Annotated in this window: 16 protein-coding genes; 8 read left to right on the top strand and 8 right to left on the bottom strand. The window is 48.5% G+C overall.

Features of this window, described 5'->3' with window-relative positions; genetic code table 11:
• Positions 1-4 precede the first annotated feature (4 nt).
• On the top strand, positions 5-1,744 hold the full coding sequence (locus tag GVJ32_RS09175; protein WP_159239741.1) for a lysophospholipid acyltransferase family protein: 1,740 nt from the start codon (positions 5-7) through the stop codon (positions 1,742-1,744).
• An 86-nt stretch (positions 1,745-1,830) separates the two neighbouring features.
• On the opposite strand, the gene GVJ32_RS09170 is transcribed toward GVJ32_RS09175, so the two are convergent.
• The 5 genes from GVJ32_RS09170 to GVJ32_RS09150 form a co-directional block, all read right to left on the bottom strand.
• A complete protein-coding gene (locus GVJ32_RS09170) occupies positions 1,831-2,595 on the bottom strand; it encodes an alpha/beta fold hydrolase (protein ID WP_159239740.1) in 765 nt (254 codons plus the stop codon).
• An 8-nt stretch (positions 2,596-2,603) separates the two neighbouring features.
• Positions 2,604-3,734 carry a DUF2817 domain-containing protein gene (locus tag GVJ32_RS09165; protein ID WP_159239739.1) on the bottom strand — a complete coding sequence of 377 codons (1,131 nt, stop codon included), beginning with the start codon at positions 3,732-3,734 and terminating at the stop codon, positions 2,604-2,606.
• 8 nt (positions 3,735-3,742) lie between these two features.
• A complete protein-coding gene (locus GVJ32_RS09160) occupies positions 3,743-4,804 on the bottom strand; it encodes an MJ1255/VC2487 family glycosyltransferase (protein WP_159239738.1) in 1,062 nt (353 codons plus the stop codon).
• A gap of 120 nt (positions 4,805-4,924) precedes the next feature.
• Entirely contained in the window at positions 4,925-5,455 is a 531-nt protein-coding gene (locus GVJ32_RS09155; RefSeq protein ID WP_200841382.1) for a phosphatase PAP2 family protein, read from the bottom strand.
• 92 nt (positions 5,456-5,547) lie between these two features.
• On the bottom strand, positions 5,548-6,171 hold the full coding sequence (locus tag GVJ32_RS09150; RefSeq protein WP_159239737.1) for a class I SAM-dependent methyltransferase: 624 nt from the start codon (positions 6,169-6,171) through the stop codon (positions 5,548-5,550).
• Positions 6,172-6,339: 168 nt separating this feature from the next.
• Here GVJ32_RS09150 and sthA point away from each other — a divergent pair, with 168 nt between their 5' ends.
• The 4 genes from sthA to GVJ32_RS09130 all read left to right on the top strand — a co-directional run bounded on the left by sthA (position 6,340) and on the right by GVJ32_RS09130 (position 10,168).
• Positions 6,340-7,731, top strand: a complete 1,392-nt coding sequence (gene sthA, locus GVJ32_RS09145) for a Si-specific NAD(P)(+) transhydrogenase (protein WP_159239736.1) — start codon at positions 6,340-6,342, stop codon at positions 7,729-7,731.
• Between the two features lie 194 nt (positions 7,732-7,925).
• Complete coding sequence (locus tag GVJ32_RS09140) at positions 7,926-8,108, top strand: hypothetical protein (protein ID WP_159239735.1); 183 nt, start codon at positions 7,926-7,928, stop codon at positions 8,106-8,108.
• 246 nt (positions 8,109-8,354) lie between these two features.
• Entirely contained in the window at positions 8,355-9,131 is a 777-nt protein-coding gene (locus GVJ32_RS09135) for a DUF3014 domain-containing protein (RefSeq protein ID WP_159239734.1), read from the top strand.
• Positions 9,132-9,244: 113 nt separating this feature from the next.
• On the top strand, positions 9,245-10,168 hold the full coding sequence (locus GVJ32_RS09130) for an NAD-dependent epimerase/dehydratase family protein (RefSeq protein ID WP_159239733.1): 924 nt from the start codon (positions 9,245-9,247) through the stop codon (positions 10,166-10,168).
• A gap of 29 nt (positions 10,169-10,197) precedes the next feature.
• Here GVJ32_RS09130 and GVJ32_RS09125 read toward each other — a convergent pair whose 3' ends face one another.
• Positions 10,198-11,067, bottom strand: coding sequence for a MaoC family dehydratase (locus GVJ32_RS09125; protein WP_159239732.1), 870 nt, complete (start codon positions 11,065-11,067; stop codon positions 10,198-10,200).
• A 172-nt stretch (positions 11,068-11,239) separates the two neighbouring features.
• Between GVJ32_RS09125 and GVJ32_RS09120 the strand changes: the two genes are divergently transcribed.
• Complete coding sequence (locus tag GVJ32_RS09120) at positions 11,240-12,292, top strand: AraC family transcriptional regulator (RefSeq protein ID WP_159239731.1); 1,053 nt, start codon at positions 11,240-11,242, stop codon at positions 12,290-12,292.
• Between the two features lie 19 nt (positions 12,293-12,311).
• Here GVJ32_RS09120 and GVJ32_RS09115 read toward each other — a convergent pair whose 3' ends face one another.
• Entirely contained in the window at positions 12,312-13,190 is an 879-nt protein-coding gene (locus GVJ32_RS09115) for a DNA ligase (RefSeq protein ID WP_159239730.1), read from the bottom strand.
• Between the two features lie 110 nt (positions 13,191-13,300).
• The gene (locus GVJ32_RS09110; RefSeq protein WP_159239729.1) at positions 13,301-14,077 is read right to left on the bottom strand and encodes a Crp/Fnr family transcriptional regulator; all 777 of its coding nucleotides are present in this window, start codon (positions 14,075-14,077) and stop codon (positions 13,301-13,303) included.
• Positions 14,078-14,216: 139 nt separating this feature from the next.
• On the opposite strand from GVJ32_RS09110, the gene GVJ32_RS09105 reads away from it, so the two are divergent.
• Positions 14,217-15,659: a serine hydrolase domain-containing protein gene (locus GVJ32_RS09105; protein ID WP_159239728.1), complete on the top strand. Its 1,443-nt coding sequence runs from the start codon at positions 14,217-14,219 to the stop codon at positions 15,657-15,659.
• Between the two features lie 106 nt (positions 15,660-15,765).
• Positions 15,766-16,536, top strand: a complete 771-nt coding sequence (locus tag GVJ32_RS09100; RefSeq protein WP_159239727.1) for a crotonase/enoyl-CoA hydratase family protein — start codon at positions 15,766-15,768, stop codon at positions 16,534-16,536.
• Positions 16,537-16,578 lie beyond the last annotated feature (42 nt).

The following is a 16,578-nucleotide window of genomic DNA, read 5'->3' as shown; positions in this document are numbered from 1 at the left end:
TGTCATGATTTCTGTAGATTCTGTGATTGATGAACAATTTCCCAAAATTTCAAAGAACAGTCCCCGTTTAAAAAAGACCTTAACGGTGTTGTTTAAATATTTGTTCCACGAGGCAGAATTTAAACAATTTGAACGCGATTATCCCTATGTTCAGGGTTTAGACTTTGTTGAAAAAGGCTTGGACTACTTTGATTTTGGCTACGCTATTAGCGCCCTCGACAAAGAGCGTATTCCGGTGACTGGGCGAGTGGTGATTATTTCTAATCATCCTATTGGTAGCCTAGATGGTTTGGCATTACTGAAGCTGGTTTCAGAAGTACGCAGCGATGTGAAGGTCATTGCCAACGAATTGCTCTATGCCATTAAGCCGCTGCGCTCACTCCTGTTACCCGTCGACAATATGAGCGGAAAGCGTAATCGAAAAGAAAATCTGCAGGCAATCCATAATCACCTAAACGGCGAAGGCGCTGTGATTATATTTCCTGCTGGCGAGGTGTCGCGTTTTAGTCCTGCTGGTATTCGCGACGGCCGCTGGCGCAATGGTTTTATCAAATTTGCCAGTAAAGCCAAAGCGCCTATATTGCCGGTGCATATCAATGCGCGGAATTCGGTGTTTTTCTACGCCTTGTCTATGTTAGCAAAGCCGCTGTCGACTTTATGGTTGATTCGGGAAATGTTTAAGCAAAATAACCGCACTGTGCGGGTAACAATTGGGCCGGCTATCGAGGCTGATGTTTACGAAAAGTTGCCGCTAACTGCGCCGGCTAAAGTGCGCTTGTTTAAAAAACATATTTATAAATTGGGCCGCCGAAAACGTGGTGGAGAGCCCTGTTTTATGCCGGTCGCCCAAGCGGTTGCACATCCAGAAGATCGTCAGGAATTACGCCGCGCAATTCGAAAATGTGATCATTTGGGTAGCACCCGCGACGGTATGGAAATTTACTGCTATCAGTATAGCGGTGACTGTACGGTAATGCGTGAGATTGGTCGTCTTCGTGAAGTGAGTTTTAGAGCGGTGGGTGAAGGTACTGGCCGTCGTCGCGATGTGGATGCTTTTGATGCCTATTACGACCACATAGTGCTGTGGGACGAAACGCAATTGGAGTTGGTGGGTGCCTATAGGCTTAAGCGGGTTCGCGATTTAGAGGACGCACAAACGCTTTACAGCGAATCGCTATTTGAATATCAAATTCCCTATGCTGAAGAGTACTTTGAGTGTGGTGCGGAATTAGGCCGCAGCTTTGTGCAGCCGCGCTATTGGGGGCGCAACGGCCTAGATTATTTGTGGCAGGGTTTGGGTACTTATTTGCGTCGCTACCCCGAAGTACGTTATTTATTCGGCCCCGTTAGCTTGAGCGACAGTTTACCGCGCGGCGCGAAGGATTTAATAATCCAGTTTTACCAAGCGCATTTTCCGGTGAGCCAGCCTTGGGCGAATGCCAACAGTCCGTATAAAAGTGAGTTGGCAGAAGCAGTGTTTAGGGGCCAAGACTATCGCACTGAGTTTGCGATACTTAAAGAAAAATTGGCTGATATGGGCTGTGCTGTACCTACCTTGTACAAGCAATACACCGAGTTGTGCGACGAGGGTGGGGTAAGTTTTACCGCCTTTAACGTCGATCCAGATTTTGCTGATTGTATAGATGGTTTGGTGCTGGTTGATTTAGAGAAAATGAAACCAGCGCGTCGTAAGCGGTATCTAGGTGAGCTTGCTTCTGATGTAGAAGAAAGCGAGGCGGCGTAAGTTTAAACGTATCGGCGAGTAGATGTTATCTTGCTCGCCATTCGCGGCGTAAGCCATTTTCATCGCAGTAATATAATAATATCGCTTTAAGTGGCAACAACGAGTTGCCGGAATACCCCAATCAACCAGTCGGCATCATCGATGGGTAAATCATGGCCTGCGCTGTTGTGCAGTGTTAGCGGGTAATGATATTTCGTCGCTAGGTATTCGCTACATTGATGTGACACCATTCGATCTGCACGGCTGCTGATGAAATAGCCTTGTACTTTATTGAGTTTATCCGTGGGCGGTGATTTAAAACGCGAGGCGGCGATTAATTGCCGTATCACATTCGTTTTCGTGGCAGGGCGGCGTTCGCGTATATGGCACCACTGCTGCAATAGCTCGGTGTGTTGTGCTTTGTTATTGCTTACCATATTGAGTATGGCGCGCTCTTGGCTCTGTATTGAGGTAGATAATAAAGCATTGAGAGTTGAGGGGACGGCGCTTGGTTTTAGCCTGTTTAGTAGACCGCAATCGGCGCTGCTGGTGCTGATTAAAATAGCTGCGGCAATGTCGCCGTTTGAATTTGCCAGCCAATCAAGTGCGACCATCCCCCCTAAAGATAACGCTACAATGCCGAAGGGTTCAGTGATGGCTGAGGGTAGGCGTTGCTGAATATCTTGGCGGATCTCAGCGATAGATAGCGGCGATGGGCGATGATGTTCGCTACCAAAGCCTGGAAGATCAATAGCATGGCAGCGCCAGCCTAGTTCGCTTTCGCAGCGCGCAATAAAATTTCCCCAATGGGCTTTTTCACGGCTGAGGCCGCGCAGAAATATCCAGTCCGTGATTGTGTTAGGTTCAGACACAGGCTGACTCATAGCTGTCTATACCAAAGGCTTTGGGCCATTTGTTGCATCTCACGTTCCTGCTCGCCACTTGGTTGCCAGTGTTCAATATTTCTCGTTGCGGCCAATAAAAAGTCGATTAATAAAAGATGGCCGCGCAAGACTCTGGCGTGGCGGTGGGGGACGGTTGGGTTAAATAAACCCGCAAAACTAAATAGCTGCTGCGGGTGCTTTTTTACCCAAAGCCATGAACCCATTTCTAGGGTGAGGGGTAGCAGCGTAATTCCGTCGGCGCGACATTGGCGGTGGAAATAGTCCCAGATATCACCATGACTCAAATAGTGCATGGCTTGAGGACCAAATACATAATTGTGGTGAGGAAAGTTACGTTCCCACAGTAATTTTAGTGCGACGTAGCTGCCGATGTCGTCGATGGGTTGGCGGCGATAGGCGTAGGGAATCCATAAGTGATCTTGAAATCCAAAGCCGGAGTGAAAGTCCACCACGATGCTTGGGCGGCCAACTTGGCAGTAGCGCTTAATAATATTTTGTAGTGCGACAAACTCCCCTTCAAAGTCGGCGCCGCGTTTTCCCCTATACCAGGGGATGGCTTTGGATATGCGCTGACCGCCGACTAAAAACGGGACTTTGTCTTCGGCATCTATCGGTGCGTGTCGATTTAAATCAATCCCGTTGGGGTTGCAGCGGGAATCCTGCAACATACCGCCGGGGTTTACTATTGGCACGGCAACTATCGCGATGTCCTGTTCAAATTGAGCGCGCCAATGGGTATCCCAGCGACAGCGTTCTACCACGGTTTCTAACCATGCCAGCAATACTTGGGTGCCGATGCGTTCAACGCCGTGAACGCCGGCGGTAAGTATTAGGCAGTGCTTTGCGGTGTTGGGATTGCCAATGGTAAGTGAGACGACGGGCAGCGTAAATTCACCTACTTCAACGAGTGCTTCGGTGCGTGTAGAAATTAAGTCAACGGCTTGGCGACAAAGCTGTTCCATAGAAATGAGTTCAGACAAGCGCTGGCGAAGTCGCCCTCGGCAAGCATCCATTACCGTTGTAAAGTCTGGTAAATCGGGGCCATAGTGAAGGGCCGCCACTTCATCTTCTAGGGCGAGAATGCGTGCTGATTCTTGGAAGCTCATTGTAGGAATCAGCCCGTGGCTGCAATAGCGTCGACGGGTCGACCGGTTTGCTCCCAGAGTTCAGATACCAATTTAGTGCTGTCGTGCCACTGACCGCTTAATAACCAGTCGCAAATTGCTGCGGCGACATCAGGGTAATGGCGAGCATTTTGCTTGGGGATATTAGCGAGCCACTTTTCGATATGTGCTGCAGAAAAATCATACATTACTGTGGCAGCATCGAGCTGTTGTAGCGCGGCGGCATTACCTAATTGTTCAGACTGCCCCGCGACGGGTTTTGCCAGTGCAGGAATGCCCATGTGTAGGCATTCGCTAATCAGCTCAAATCCGGCGTTGCATATAACGCCCTTAGCGCGGCACAGGTCGTGTTTAAAGTCGTGTAGGCTGGTTGGGCGTTGACTTATATTGCCGCGCTCCTCACGCTGCAACTGAGGCGCGTATTGAATGAATTTTTGCTGGGGAAATTTTGCCAATGCATCACTGACTTCTTGCTGATCTTCGAAGGGCAAATACACAACGATGTGCGGCGGCGTGGTGCAAGGCTGGCGAATCTCGTCGGGGTTAATGATGGGGGGCGCGATATTGGCGTTAAAACTGTCCCAATGTAAGCCGAGTCGATATTGGGTCGGCGCAAAAAATTTCATGATAAGTCGATTGCGTAAATCTACCCCGCTTTGTGGCACATCGGGATAACCAAAGGCGTATTGATGGCCTACGCCGATCACTGGTTTTTTCTGCAGTCGTCCCGCCCATGCAGTGACCGGTTCAAAATCTGTGACTATGGCGTCATAGCTGCCTAAATCAAGTTTGCGCACGTCGCGAATAAAACGGAATGGCTTGGTTTGCATCAAGGTTTTGACGGCGCTGATGCTGCCTTTTTCCGTTGCAAAGGTGAGCCCGTCGCGCAGCTGGTAGTCGCCAAAAATGTCCATATCAAAATAGTGTTCTGGGTCGCGGCCAGAAAATAAAAATTGCACGTCGACATTTTTGTCTGCGAAGTGTTGGGCCATCATGCGGGCGCGAGAAATATGGCCATTGCCGGTTCCCTGTACGCCGTAAAGCAATTTCATAATCGTTCTCTTGAATTGAGTTTGTGCCGACCGTTTTGACTATGAATTGGCCGGAAAAGAGTGGGGGGATGGTGTGTAAATAGCACGCAAGTAAAGCCGCCGCCGCTGTGGTGAAGGTGTTTAGACCGCCGTGACAATCGAGTGACCAAGGTGTGCAATGCCAATGCCTAAACCGGCGCCCGCGAGGGTGTCGGTGGGGAAATGCACGCCAAGAATGACCCGCGAGGCCGCTACCGCGATTGCCCATAAAAATAGTGGGCTACCGATCGCACCAAAAAATAATACCGTCATGGTCGCGAGCAAAAATGCGGCTGCGGTGTGACCCGAAGGAAAGCTGAATTCGTCTGAGGCAATAATTGCCGCACTGAAGGCTGGAATAGCCGCCGGTGGCCGTTTTCTGCGGCAGGTGTTTTTTAGCACCCAGTAGGCGGGAAGCCATGCGGCAAAACTAATAATAACCGCACTAAAATAGCTTAGGCCTTGGCTCGCACCCATGACGTAAACGCAAAGTGGGAGACCGAGTTGAGCGTAGCCGTCGCCGGTTTTTGATATACTGCGGGCCACACGAGACAATTGCTGCTGGTGGCGGGTGTTAACGCAAGCCAGAAACATTCGCACATCGAACTGATTTATCGACTGTATTAAGCGCATAGTTTTATCCTCACACCTGAAACCATACGCCGATGTGTTTTCAGTATTGTGACGAATATATTGCAGTTTAAAGACAGTGTGCGCTGATGTTCCTAGGCGTTTTCGATCAGTAGTATGCTGCCGCGATGATGGCGGCTGGTGGTGACCTCACGGGGTATTAGCTCGGCAAAAAAATCGTCTATGCAGGCTTCGGCAACGGCTAGGAAGGGCGGGCGGTGCGGATCGGCGATGATGATTTTTTTAACACCGGCCTCGACTGCGCGATGAATTAAATCGAAAACTTCTTCACTCATCTCGTCCCAAAAGCAGATGTCGCTGGCGATAATGGTGTCGTATTGAGCGAGTTCCTCGCCACTTAATTCGTTAAAGCGTGCAGCTTGGGTGTTGATTGCAACATTGTTGTGCTCAGCTAGTAGCGATAAATAGGGAAATACAGCGGAATCGGCATCTATTGAGCTTACTTCGGCGCTCAGGTACTTGGCGCAATATATGCTGGCTAATCCCCAGCCACAGCCTAGATCAAGCACTTTGCTGGCGGCGGGTAGCGGATTTTCTTGTAGGTAGTCGATGAGCAGGTAGGCGCTGCCCCAGAGTTTGTTGCCATGTAAATGGGTGGCTTTGGTGGCGCGTTTTAGGCGTCGCATATCAGGGTGGGCGGCAAGCAAAGTGCGAACACCAAAATATTCTCGAACGTGCGTAGCGGCTGCACTAGGCATTGGATATTCCTGCTGACATTAGATCTGTTAATTTGGTACGTGTGCATAGGCAACGTTTAAAATGGCAATTTTAATTGTGAAGCGAGGGCAATACCATAATTAGCGCTAAGAATTGCGCATGGTGTAGGGCTGGCACTTTTATTGGTTTGGAAGCGAAGGATAGAGTTTGTGACGACATTTGATTACGACGTATTGGTATTAGGTAGTGGCCCAGCGGGAGAAAGTGCGGCGCTTAACGCAATGAAGCATGGTCATAGGGTGGCGGTGATTGAGGCGCAGGACACCGTCGGCGGGGCGTGTACCCATCAAGGTACTATTCCATCTAAAGCGCTGCGGCATATGGTGCGCCAAGCGATTAGATATAACACCACGCCGGCGTTTCGCGATATAGGCGATCCGCGCACGCTTACGTATCCGCGCTTATTAAGTCACGCCAACGAAGTTATTGCGCGGCAAGTGGATATGCGTAGTCGGTTTTATTATCGCAATCAGATCCGTCTTATTTTTGGCCGAGGCCGTTTTGTCGATAAGCACACTGTTGAAGTGATGTCTGATGATGGGCAAGTGGAGCTACTTACCGCTGCCAGTGTTGTTATTGCGACGGGCTCACGGCCCTATCAACCGGACAATATCGATTTCTCACATCCACGGGTGTATGACAGCGACAGTATTCTTAAAATGACCAATACCCCTGGCAAAATTATTATCTACGGGGCTGGGGTGATTGGCTGTGAGTATGCGTCAATTTTCTCAGGTATTGGTATCAAAATAGAGCTGATAAACAGCCGTGATCGGTTGCTAGAATTTTTGGATGACGAAATTTCCGACGCCCTCAGTTACCAGTTGCGCAATACCGGTGTCATGATCCGGCACCGCGAAGTGTATAAATCTGTAGTGACCAGCGATAGAGGGGTAGAGGTATTGCTGGAGTCCGGCAAGCGTTTACATGCAGATGCATTACTTTGGTGTAACGGCCGCAGCGGTAATACCCAAAACCTGGGTTTAGAAAATATTGAGTTGGAAACGGATCATCGCGGTCAGTTGGTGGTAGACGAGCATTACCAGACCTGTGTGCCAGGTATTTACGCTGCAGGGGACGTTATCGGTTGGCCGAGCCTGGCGAGTGCCGCGTATGACCAAGGCCGTTCCGCGGCGGCGTCGGCAAGAGGAAAAGAACACTGTCGCTTTGTCGATGACGTGCCTACGGGTATTTATACCCTGCCAGAAATCAGCTCTGTTGGGCAGACCGAGCGTGAGCTGACCGAGGCAAAAATTCCCTACGAGGTTGGGCGCGCCTTCTTTAAAGACACCGCCCGCGGTCAAATCAGTGGTGAAACCGTTGGTATGCTTAAATTGTTATTCCATCCTGATACATTAGAAATTTTGGGTATTCACTGTTTTGGTGCCGAAGCGGCAGAAATTATTCACATCGGCCAAGCCATTATGAAGCAGCAGAATGGCGGTAATACCCTGCGTTATTTTGTGACCACAACGTTTAATTACCCGACGATGGCTGAGGCCTATAGAACTGCCGCTTTAAATGGTTTAAATCGTCTGTAATACCCGTGGTTAGTCTTTGCCGGTTAGTGAGTGATTACCTTAGTTGCGGAAATGTGCACGCTTTCAAATTATTTGTCGTATAGGTGTAAATATTTGTTGACAGAAATTCGAGTTCGTCATAAATAGTGCCCTGAACAACCACGGTTAGCCGAGGGGTTCATTCTGTATCTACGAAGTACTGGAGTGGGCAAGTAATGGCAAATGACCTAGCCGATGATGATATCGACGACATCATAGATGACGATTCCGTAGATGGTTTTGAGGAACGTCGTTTAATGGGGGGTAGCGATAGCAGTATTCGTCGTAAAATCGAAGAGCGCCTTGAGCGCAAACGCCTTATGGATGAGTTGGATTTACTGGACGATTTCGATCTGTAAAGGCACTAACTCACCAATATTTGGTGTCATCTCCGTTTGAACGCCACATTCTGTGGCGTTTTTCTTATTTAGTTTCTGTATCTTCATGCCCTGTGTAATCGACTTGTATTGCTGAAAAAGAGTGACGGTTATAACATGCAGAGAGAATTTGCATGTTATAACTGCTGGCGGTAGGGTTAATATCCCTACTCTTTAGGGATGGCGGCAGAAAATACCAGTGCGTCATAAATAAAACAGGATTTTGTAATGAATTGGAAAGCCTTGTCTGCGGTAGTGGTGATAGTCGGGATTGCCGGATTTGTGTGGTATGTCTTGGATCGTTCTGCGAACAGTGAATACAACGAGACCGTCATTGAAACGGTTGAGAATTTGACGCCCAAAAAGACGGTGAAAGAAACCCTTGCAGTCGAGTCTGAGGAAGACTACAGCGAGAAGGCCGCCAAAGCACCGGAACCGCCGGTGGCTGTAGATGGTAGCGATGAGCAAATTCGTGATGCGGCAGCTACTTTGTCCACGCCCCTCGCTGCTTGGTTGCAGCCCGTAGAGCAAATGCGCAAATGGGTGTCGGTCATTGACCAGTTGGCAACCTACCGTTTCCCGACCAAGCATTTGCCAATGGTCTATAGCAAAGAGCCTTTTTTAGCAGTTAAAACTGAAAACGGTTTTCAGAACGACCCAGGTAATTACCAGCGTTGGGACGGTTTGGTAAATACGGTCACGGCAATAGAGCCAAAAAATTTGGCGATTTATTACAAGAAATGGTCACCCTTTTTAGAGGGTACCTATAACGAGTTGGGTAATCCCCAGTCGTTTGATAATCAGCTCCGTACTATGATCGAACACTTTTTGATGGTGGAGCCCATTCCCGCAGATGCAGCCCTAAAGCAGCCCAAAGTACTGTACGAGTATGTTGACCCTGCGCTGGAAAATGCCGATCCACTCAGTAAGTGGATGTGGCGTCTTGGGCCAGACAATATGGCCAAGCTACAAAACTGGCTGCGTGAGCTAGAAAGCTACCTATAAACCCCTCCCGTTATCGCCATCCGTTTGGATGGCGATATTCTAATTTGTCTTAGCTACACTCCTGTTTTCAGAATTTCCTTTGATAATAATTCTATGAACACAGGTGAATATTCATGCCAGTAAACCCCGTCGATTTACATAATACTAATATTCTAATTACCGGCCCGACAGGACAAGTGGCGGCGCCCATCGTTGCTGCCTTGAGTAAAATTGCCAATGTGACTGCCCTAGCGCGCTTTAGTAAAGACAGCGACAAAGAGTCGCTAGAACGCCGTGGTGTTAAGGTAATTCGAGCAGATCTGGCTGATAAACGCAGTCTTGACGCCTGCCCCGATGATTTCGATTATGTGTTGAATCTGGCCGTGGTGAAATCGGGCAATTTCGATTATGACCTTGCTGCCAATGCTGAAGGCGTCGGCAATTTAATGGCGCGGTGTCGCAGCGCTAAGGCCTTCTTACATTTTTCGTCAACGGCGGTGTATGAATATGCGGGGCAGGTGCCGCGTAAAGAAAGTGATCCGCTGGGTGACAACCACCGGGCGATGTTCCCGACCTATAGCATCGCAAAAATTGCCACAGAATCCGTGTGCCGTTTTGCGGCTAAGCAGTTTGATATACCGACGACCATTGCGCGTTTGAGTGTGCCCTATGGCAATAATGGCGGTTGGCCGTATTTTCATTTGCTGATGATGAAAGAGAATATGGAAATAGATATTCATCCCGAGGGGCCGAATAGCTATAACCTGCTTCACGCTGACGACTATATCGACAAGATCCCGTACTTATTGGCTGCAGCAAGCTCCGACGTTACGACCGTTAACTTTGGTGGCTCGCAGGCAGTAAGCATTGAAGAGTGGTGCGGATATTTGACTGAGCTGACGGGGTTTGAACCAAAATTTAGCGAGAAAGCCACAGCCTTCGGTAGTTTAGCGATAGATACTACGCGGATGCATGATTTAATTGGTGAAACCCGTGTGGACTGGCGCGAAGGTGTTCGCGCCATGGTAGGGACTCTTGCTCCGCAATTACTGCGCTAGTCACTTGAGACTGGCAATCGCCGCTATTTTTATAGCGGCTGGATGCTGCCTATTAAATGCGGCTTAACGCCGCTTTTGTCTCTCAATTCAAACTCTAGGTTGGCGCCGTTGGTCTCGTAGTCTAAGCGCACATTCGCGGGTAAAAATATCGGTGTCTTAAACTCTACGTGGCAGCGGTAGCTTGTTGTCTTGATGTCACTGTTAAGACTTGCTAAGCAGGCTGCTTTGCTCCACATACCATGAATGACCATACGCCTAAACCCAAGAATTTTGGCGCTGATGTCGTGTAAATGGATAGGGTTAAAGTCACCAGAGGCGCGAGCATAGCTGCGGGCATCGCTACGGCTAATCGTAATTGTGCGAGATTGCGCGTAAGTGCGCGGCTCTGCTCGGGGGGGCTTGGGTACGCTGGGAATGCCTGTTTTGGCGCGGGACAAGTAGCGGCTGTCATCTTCCCAAATCAATTCGTCGCCACTATAGGCTTCACAGTGAAAGGCGAATTCATAACCTTTGTCGGTAACGCTATGCTCGGCAATAGTACAGCGCAGTCGCAATACCTCAGTTGCGGCGATGGGGCGGTGTTGGACAATGGTATTGCTTAAGTGTACGCAGCCCATAGGCGCCAAGGGAAAGGCTTTGTCTAACATCATTTTCATGTGCAGACGAAATACCTGCACATGCAGAAAGCTCATCGACAGGGTGCCGGTGTTTTCATCAAAACCACAGGCTTGATTGTAGCGACGCAGTTGCTTGCTATTACTGCGAATATTGGCGACTTCTAGCACGTAGTTTGGGAACTGGGGGTTGCTACTGGGCCTTTTCCGAGTAATCGCCGCCTTTAGCAGCATAGGCGGGGTACTTGGCAGCGCGTTTAGCCTTAACTCATTGCTTGCGGTCATTCGACTCTATCTCCATACTGAGCTTGGCACAGTGGTTTGTAATACACGTCAACAAACCCTAGAGTATAATGAAAAACACGGCATCAGGAATTTGCCGGCTTCAGTGTCGTTTACGGCAGTTCGGTCAATGCATGCCAGTGTTGATATTTTTGTACAACAGATACCAACTTGAATGACAGCATCAAATCCTAAAAATTTTTCTGACCTCAGCGACTCCAGTTTCTTAATTCAGCTGGTTTATCCGGCCATGCAAAGTATGGGCTTGGATGTTGAACGCATCGTAGACGAATGCCGAATTTCACCGACCTTGCTACAGGATCGCAGCGCGCGCTTCCCTCATACCGCACAGCTGCAATTTTGGCGTGTACTTGAAGAAGTCAGTGGTGATCAGAATATTGGTTTGCACTTGGCCGACGCGGTACAGGTTTATCGTGGTCAGGTTTTGGAATACCTTTTTCTCAGTAGTCCTAATTTTGGCGAAGGTTTAAAGCGCTCGCAAAATTATCAGCGCCTAGTGACTGATGCCATGCAGTTTGAACTGCAAATAAGCGAGCTACAATCGCGGATGATATTAGAGTTCGCCGGTGGTGATGACCCAAGCTTTCGGCATCGCAATGAATGCTTTGCGCGGTTTTTAATTCGCTATTTTCAGGCGGTGACCGATGGTGCGTTCGTCACCGATGCGGTTAACTTAAGCCATGCAGCGGTTGGCGATGTAGCTGAATACGAAAAAGTATTCGGATGCCCAGTAAACTTTAATAGCTCGGAATCATCGTTAGTCTTCGCCACCTCCATACTCGCCACGCCGTCTACCCATGCAGAACCAGATTTACTTAAGCTCCATGAAAAGTTGGCTAGTAAGCAACTGGAGCGTTTGTCGCGCCAGGATGTGGTTGGCGATGTGCGGCAAATAATTGCCGAAATGTTAGAGCTAGGTCAGCCGAGCTTAGAAAACGTCGCGGCGCGTTTAGATATGAATGAGCGGATATTGCGCGCCCGTTTGACCGAAGCCGGTACCAGCTTTAATCAGGTATTGGCAGATTATCGCTGCGTGTTAGCAAAGCGCCTGCTGGCGCGCACCGACGAAAGTATTGCCGATGTGGTTTACCTCACCGGCTTCTCTGAACCCAGTACTTTTTATCGCGCATTTAAGCGCTGGACAGAGCTAACGCCCATCGAATATCGGCAGATGAAAAAAGCGGCGCAGCTTAGTGACAAAGATTAGCGCCCCTCGGGTGATCTGCTTACTGCTCGTCCCTAATTCTTAAAAAACTCGCAAAGCGCGGCGTGCCACTCCCAGTCAAGCCGTAGTATTTATAGGTGATTGTTGTTCCTATGGCTGGCGGTAACTGACGTTGGGCGTCTGACAAGCCACTGCCGATTTTGAATTTTATTCCCGTGCTCGTTTTCACCACTAATGCGCCTAACATACCTTCGTATTTACCTTTGCCGCCAACATGGCCAATGACAATGGCTTCAGCATCTTGATAAGGTTTTAGCTTGAGTAAGTCGTCGCTGCGGTGGGAGCGGTAGGGCGCTGTGCCCAAATGCAGCATTAGTCCCTCGCCACCTTTAGCTACCAGTGAGTCTAAATGCGCCATCAAGGTGTTTTCATCGCTAAATTTCTGCTGCGCTACCAAGACCAAATAGGGCGACTGGCTTTGGCTGATAATGTTTTTAAGTTTATTTAAGCGCTGGTCGAAGCTACCCTCCGCCGCCGGAAGATCGAAAACCATAAAACGTATTTCTCGCCATTCGGAATCATCTGGCGTGTCTTTACGAACCGCGCCAGAAAGTTCGTCGAAGCGTTGTCTACCAAGCCATAATTCACCGTCTAATGGTGTCGCTGGAAATTGGGCGGTAAACCAACGTGGGGCGTGGTAGATATTGCCTTGCCTAGACAGAAGCTTTTCACCATCCCAGTAGGCTCGTACGCCATCAAATTTTTCGCTTACCCAGTAGTTCTCTAGTTTGAGATCGCTGCGATAGGTGTTGGCGAGCATCAGGCTGGGGTTGGGTTCGGCCTGTGCGATAGATGAAAGTGATAAGAATAAGAGCAGCCGCGCGGTAAATATTGTTGAATACGTGATGCGACATGTATGAAAAGGCCAAAGCGTAGGCATTGTGAATCCTCCCTGACTCAAACTATGCTTTGATCATCATACCGTTAATAGAAGTGGATACAATAAGAGGGCGAGGGTGGATATTTGCATGGAGCGAAGCTACGTAAGATTTAGACTGAGAATCCAGAATCTTTGTAAAAGGGGCTTTTCCATCCGCCCTGCCATGCACCTAAATAAGCCTCTACGTCAAAGCCACTCTCACCGGCAATGTGCACAAGTTGGTTTGGGTTTTTTAATAGTAGGCCATTTCGTTCAATGCTAATAATCCCATTGCGCTCCCATTCCTTGAGGATGCTGTTGACCCGTTGACGAGCGCCGCCAACCCGATTTGCAATTTCAGTTTGGCTACCAAAAGATTCTATATAGTAGCTATTATCTGCTTCGGCCTTACCACGTGTGACGAGTAATCTGAGCAAATAAACCGCCATTCGAACATTAAGGCTGTGGAGTGTAAGTAATTCCATTCGCCCTATTGTGACTGCACCGCGGGCGACAAACTCACTGTATAAGCCGCGATACAATTGTGGCCAGTGCTCGCCTACGTCGAGAAAATCCTTCTTGCTGATAGCGATTAATGTGCTTGCATTGGTCGCGCTGCAGTTACCAAAGTACGTGGGAACTGGCTGGGGATGAAAATGCGGAAACCACGCGCCGGCTGCGACTTCCTCTAGCGTCATTTCCGCACCCTCGGCTGAGGCGACGTAAATTCTAACCCCGCCACTGATGAGCCCGTACACGTGGGTGAGTGGATCGTTGTGACGGTATAGTGTCTCGCCTTTATCGACGGTCGTTAACCGACCCTGTTCTGCAAGTGTAGATTTTGCCTCGTCCGGTAAAAACTGGAACCAGCTCCAGCAATTGATCAGATCTAATGCTTGGGATTTCACTCTTATTATCCTTGTTGATCGCCTTGCAATTGTCTCAAAGAGGACAGCATTGCTCATATCGTACAGGTAAATTAGCTGCTACGACACGATGAGACTACCGGCGGTGTCATCCAATAAAAAACGGTAATGCGAGATCAGTATGTTGTCAGTTATTGCTAAGTACACTCACCGTGGCAGTAGTTTTGCTGTGGGGCTTTGTTTTTCCTTAATGGCCTCACAGTTGAATGCTGAGCCTATTTTTCTTGATTCGCCAGAAAAAGTGGGTTTTTCCTCAGAACGGTTAACTAGGATCTCTCATTACATGGAGAAAGCCCTAGAAAGTGGGGAGATGATTGGTGGCTTAGGCCTGATCGCTCGCAACGGCAAAGTAATTTATTTGGAAGGCTATGGCGATGCAGATAAGCAGCCGCTAAGGGAAATAAGTCTAGACACCTTGTTCCGTATTTATTCTATGAGTAAGCCCATCACCAGTGTTGCAGTATTAATGCTTTATGAAGAAGGCTATTTCTCTCTGAATGACCCCATTGCGCGGTATTTACCTGAGCTAGCAAACCTTCAGCTCGCGCTGTCGACGGCAGACAGTAAAGATCAGCTCATGCTATCAGACGGTACCTCTAGCAAGCATCTTGGTAACGGTGACCAAGCAAAAGTGGGGCAAACGCGGGCGCCAACCCGGCAGCCGACTATTCGTGACCTATTGACGCATACCGCCGGTTTTACCTATGGACTGTTTGGCAATACCGAAGTCGATAAGCGCTACCGTGAAGAAGGACTGTCAATGGGAAACCTTAATGTTAAAGAGTTTGTTCAACGGCTGGGCACGTTGCCATTACAGTACGAACCTGGAACACGTTGGCATTACAGCGTAGCAACAGATGTGCTGGGTAGATTGGTAGAAGTGATTTCCAAAATGCCGTTTGATGAGTTTTTAAAACAACGCATATTCATACCGCTAGAAATGAACGATACCGGCTTTACAGTGAGTGATGCGAGCTGGCCACGACTAGCGCAATTATATGCCCCCGAAGGCACCGCAAGCGATATAAGCACCGCGTTTCTAAGTGGGGGCGGCCCAGCTCTTGTAGAGGCGCCGGCAAGTTTTGATATTAACTTTAAACCAGGTGCTGAATTCAAAAGTGGTGGCGGTGGCTTGGTGAGCACGGTGGATGATTATTTTAGATTCTGTCAGATGCTTTTAAATGGCGGAGAATTGAACGGAGTAAGACTGCTTTCACCAAAGACAATTCAGCTGATGAGCAGCAATCATTTAGATAGCTCTGGTGAGGTGTTTGGGCGGAGCGGTATAGGCTTTGGCTTGGGGGTCGCAGTTTCTATAGATCAGGCCGCTATTGGCGAAATCGGTACCGACGGTGAATATAACTGGGGTGGTGCAGCGGGTACAAAATTTTGGATTGATCCCAAGGAAAATATGATAGGCATCTTTATGACCCAAAGCGTGCCGCATCGGAGCCGAGTAGGTGTTGATTTTAAATACTTGAGTTACCAGGCAATGACTGACAGTTATACCGATGATATTAAGCCTAATGAAAGATCAGGGTTTTGGTCGAAAATAATTAATTAGTGCGTTTTGGTGTTTGCGGTGGATGAGCTAGAGGCTCTGAACTGCACTCGCCGCTTCGTTGCTCATAAAAGTGTTTTCTTATTGACGATAGATGGAAAATTTTAATATGGATTATATTAAAACCGAAATTAGAAAACATGTTCTTCTTATCGAGCTCAATCGTAATGAGAAAATGAATGCCTTTACGTTTCAAATGCTTCAGGAGCTGGCTCAGGCATTTACTTTGTTGGAAGAGAATAGCGAGCTGAGATGCGGATTTTTATTTTCAAAAGGCAAGCATTTCTCCGCAGGCTTAGACCTGGTGGATGTGGCGGTGAACATTGAGCGTGGCGCTGCTTTGATTGGCGATGACACGGTTGATCCGCTGCAACTTATGGGGAGAAAAAGAACGAAACCCGTGGTTATGGCGGTGCAAGGGCATGCTCTCACTATCGCTGTAGAGTTAATACTCGCTAATGATATATGTATTGCAGGCAGAGATACCAAATTCGGACAGATAGAAATCAAGCGCGGTATTTTTCCCTTTGGCGGAGCAACCATTCGGTTCGCGCAGCGATGCGGTTGGGGAAATGCCATGCGCTACCTGCTTACCGGCGATTCATTCGATGAGAATGAGGCACTAAGAATAGGTTTAGTGCAGGAAGTGTCAGACAAACCCTATGAAGCTGGATTGAAGATTGCGAATACCATCGCTGAGCAAGCACCGCTTGGTGTACAGGCCACGTTAATCAGTGCGCGTAAAACCTTTGAGCAAGGCTATGAAGCGGCGAAAGAGGATTTGCTACCACAGCTGCATAAACTGATGAGTTCGAGAGACGCTAAAGAAGGTGTTAATTCATTTGTCGAACGCAGAACTGCGAAATTTACAGGTTCCTAATGTAACTAATCTGAAGAATATTTAGGCGTTAGTTTTTGTGTC

The sequence above is a fragment of the Zhongshania aliphaticivorans genome (genome assembly GCF_902705855.1).
GTDB lineage: Bacteria > Pseudomonadota > Gammaproteobacteria > Pseudomonadales > Spongiibacteraceae > Spongiibacter > Spongiibacter aliphaticivorans_B.
The sequence above is the reverse complement of the archived record's forward strand: the minus strand, read 5'-3'. Positions and strand labels throughout refer to the sequence as shown.

Coding starts and splice junctions, on each gene's coding strand:
- GVJ32_RS09175 (WP_159239741.1), top strand. CDS start 5: ATGATTTCTGTAGATTCTGTGATTGATGAACAATTTCCCAAAATTTCA.
- GVJ32_RS09165 (WP_159239739.1), bottom strand. CDS start 3,734: ATGAGCTTCCAAGAATCAGCACGCATTCTCGCCCTAGAAGATGAAGTG.
- GVJ32_RS09160 (WP_159239738.1), bottom strand. CDS start 4,804: ATGAAATTGCTTTACGGCGTACAGGGAACCGGCAATGGCCATATTTCT.
- GVJ32_RS09155 (WP_200841382.1), bottom strand. CDS start 5,455: ATGCGCTTAATACAGTCGATAAATCAGTTCGATGTGCGAATGTTTCTG.
- GVJ32_RS09150 (WP_159239737.1), bottom strand. CDS start 6,171: ATGCCTAGTGCAGCCGCTACGCACGTTCGAGAATATTTTGGTGTTCGC.
- GVJ32_RS09140 (WP_159239735.1), top strand. CDS start 7,926: ATGGCAAATGACCTAGCCGATGATGATATCGACGACATCATAGATGAC.
- GVJ32_RS09135 (WP_159239734.1), top strand. CDS start 8,355: ATGAATTGGAAAGCCTTGTCTGCGGTAGTGGTGATAGTCGGGATTGCC.
- GVJ32_RS09130 (WP_159239733.1), top strand. CDS start 9,245: ATGCCAGTAAACCCCGTCGATTTACATAATACTAATATTCTAATTACC.
- GVJ32_RS09125 (WP_159239732.1), bottom strand. CDS start 11,067: ATGACCGCAAGCAATGAGTTAAGGCTAAACGCGCTGCCAAGTACCCCG.
- GVJ32_RS09120 (WP_159239731.1), top strand. CDS start 11,240: ATGACAGCATCAAATCCTAAAAATTTTTCTGACCTCAGCGACTCCAGT.
- GVJ32_RS09115 (WP_159239730.1), bottom strand. CDS start 13,190: ATGCCTACGCTTTGGCCTTTTCATACATGTCGCATCACGTATTCAACA.
- GVJ32_RS09105 (WP_159239728.1), top strand. CDS start 14,217: ATGTTGTCAGTTATTGCTAAGTACACTCACCGTGGCAGTAGTTTTGCT.
- GVJ32_RS09100 (WP_159239727.1), top strand. CDS start 15,766: ATGGATTATATTAAAACCGAAATTAGAAAACATGTTCTTCTTATCGAG.